The organism is Mesorhizobium sp. M7A.T.Ca.US.000.02.2.1 (assembly GCF_003996995.1).
In the GTDB taxonomy this organism is placed as follows: Bacteria; Pseudomonadota; Alphaproteobacteria; order Rhizobiales; family Rhizobiaceae; genus Mesorhizobium.
Map to the genome: position 1 here is coordinate 1 of NZ_RZTT01000682.1, position 2,006 is coordinate 2,006.

General features: G+C 58.7%; 4 protein-coding genes. 2 read left to right on the forward strand and 2 right to left on the reverse strand.

The annotated features are described in order from the left end of the window. Together EOD15_RS33485 and EOD15_RS33490 are read right to left on the reverse strand one after the other, a co-directional pair. A partial coding sequence (locus tag EOD15_RS33485) for a GGDEF domain-containing protein (protein ID WP_148129796.1) occupies nucleotides 1-528 on the reverse strand: 528 nt, incomplete at its 3' end. A gap of 256 nt (nucleotides 529-784) precedes the next feature. Further along, nucleotides 785-1,006, reverse strand: a complete 222-nt coding sequence (locus EOD15_RS33490; protein WP_127319259.1) for a hypothetical protein — start codon at nucleotides 1,004-1,006, stop codon at nucleotides 785-787. Between the two features lie 305 nt (nucleotides 1,007-1,311). Between EOD15_RS33490 and EOD15_RS33495 the strand changes: the two genes are divergently transcribed. Both EOD15_RS33495 and EOD15_RS33500 read left to right on the forward strand, forming a co-directional pair. After that, nucleotides 1,312-1,599, forward strand: coding sequence for a hypothetical protein (locus EOD15_RS33495; RefSeq protein WP_164761957.1), 288 nt, complete (start codon nucleotides 1,312-1,314; stop codon nucleotides 1,597-1,599). Continuing rightward, complete coding sequence (locus EOD15_RS33500; RefSeq protein ID WP_127322157.1) at nucleotides 1,596-1,877, forward strand: helix-turn-helix transcriptional regulator; 282 nt, start codon at nucleotides 1,596-1,598, stop codon at nucleotides 1,875-1,877. The genes EOD15_RS33495 and EOD15_RS33500 overlap by 4 nt, the downstream gene beginning before the upstream one ends. Nucleotides 1,878-2,006 lie beyond the last annotated feature (129 nt).

A 2,006-nucleotide genomic window follows, 5' to 3' on the forward strand; every position in this document is an offset into this window, starting at 1 on the left:
GAGACAGGGCAGAAACACGCCGAATTCTTCGCCTCCGATGCGGCCGACGATATCGCCGCCACGCAGTTGCCCTTTGATCGCCTGCGCTATCAGTTTGAGCGCCTGGTCTCCGCAATCGTGACCCAGGCGGTCATTGATCGACTTGAAGTGGTCGGCGTCGATGATCAGCAGCGCCCCCGAACGGGTCTGCTCCTGCTTTCGGGTCTGCTCGAGATAGGCTTCGACCAGCATAGAGAAGGCGCCACGGTTCAGCACCGCCGTCAGGCTGTCTGTCGCGGCGATGATGCTGAGATCGCGCTGCGCGATGGCCAGCTGGCGAATCTTCCACATCAGGAAAAACAGAAACGAGCCGCCCAGCACCAAAGGCAGCAACAAGTCGGTCATCTTCGCCCGCCACACGGCCTCGGGCGAAAGATAGGGGAAATTGAAGGAATCGACGAAGAACGCCACGGCAATGAAGAATGCAGTACCGACTACCGTGACAGCGATCACCCTGCCCCAGCTCGTCGGCGACAGATCGAGCTTCATCCCGTTCAACTCCGTTAGCCGTCGCTACTATGACGCACCAACCCAAACAAATTGATAAGACTTTCCCTCCAATTTCTGTCGGGCGGCGGAATCAAATCCACCCGCCAGCCCCGGTCGGTGACTTGCGACAGAGGCTTGCGCAAACGTGCCACAAGACGGCCGCTGGAAAGCAGCCATCCTGTTTCAGAGCTTGAAGGCGTGGGCCAATTGCCGGCCGAGCAAGGGCAAAACGGCGCGCGAACCAGACCGCCCGTCGTCAGTTGAGCGTTGGCTCACTCAGCGCATCGACGACAAAGGATGCCGCGATCAGGTCGTCGGCATCGAGGCGCAGGGAGCCTCCGTCGCCTCCCATGGCTGAAGCCACTTTTTGAAAGGTTTTCATTTCATATTCCGTGATCCGGGCGTCCTGCATCTTGGCCTTGAGATCGGCGATACGCCGATCCAGAGCCGAAGATATGCCTATTTCTCGTTTCGACATGGCAACACTCCTCCCCACCCTTGTTTGCCTCCCGCCTGTCCACTTTTATATGAGGGTCCTCGAATACAGCGGGCCGAACGCGCCGTGCGCAGGAAGGTTCCGAAAAGGCGGAGTCACGAAATAATACGCTGGCGTCGGCGGCTGCCCGAGCCACGCCAACGCCTCATCACCGAACAGAGTTGGACGGCTTGCGGTATTTGCCGCTGTCGGGGCGACCCTGCATGAAGAAAGCTGATTCCGCGATTTTGCTATATCAGACCTAGCTAATCCTTGACGCCGGCAGATGACGCCCCAGAATCAGTGGCATGGCAATAAAGGTCGGCGACGAAGTGGCGGTCATGGCGACGGTGCTGAAGCGCGTCACGGAAGACCGCGTCAGCGTGTCGATCCCCGGTTACAATTTTCCGCATTCGGTCATTGATCCGGCGACCAGGCTGACCAAGGGCCAGCTGATGGAATTATCCGGCGGCGTTACGCGGATCGACGGCGACAAGGTCACGGTATCGCTCGGGACAATGGTCACAGTGGATATGGACAAGGTGCGCCTGGTGCAAAGCCACGTCCCGCCGAAGCGAAGGGATCTGAGGATGTGAACAAGCGAAGTTCCACCGTCTCAGGGATCCAGCCCCTTACATCCCAGCAGTGCAGAGCCGCACGAGCGATGCTGAAATGGTCGCAGGTGCGACTCGCCGCGAAGTGCGGCCTCAGCGAAGGAACGATTGGCAGTTTCGAGAGCGGACGAAGGATTCCGAGTTCGGCCAAGCTGGCTGCCATCCGTCGAGGGTTGGAGGCAGCAGGCGTGGTTTTCATCAATCAGAAGGCCGCAGTGACCAAGAGCGGTCCGCCTCGTCAAACTATCGGTGGAACATAATTTAGATATCGCTGTTAGAGCGCAAACGGGAGGCGAGCGATGTTCAAACGTGAAATCGGCATTGTTTCGGACTGGTCGAAATTGGTGGCGGACGATCCTCTGATCGCCGCCGAGATAGCCCGGCGTTTT

Excerpts from the sequence above, each read along its gene's own strand:
- EOD15_RS33490 (WP_127319259.1), bottom strand. The coding sequence starts at position 1,006 with ATGTCGAAACGAGAAATAGGCATATCTTCGGCTCTGGATCGGCGTATC.
- EOD15_RS33495 (WP_164761957.1), top strand. The coding sequence starts at position 1,312 with ATGGCAATAAAGGTCGGCGACGAAGTGGCGGTCATGGCGACGGTGCTG.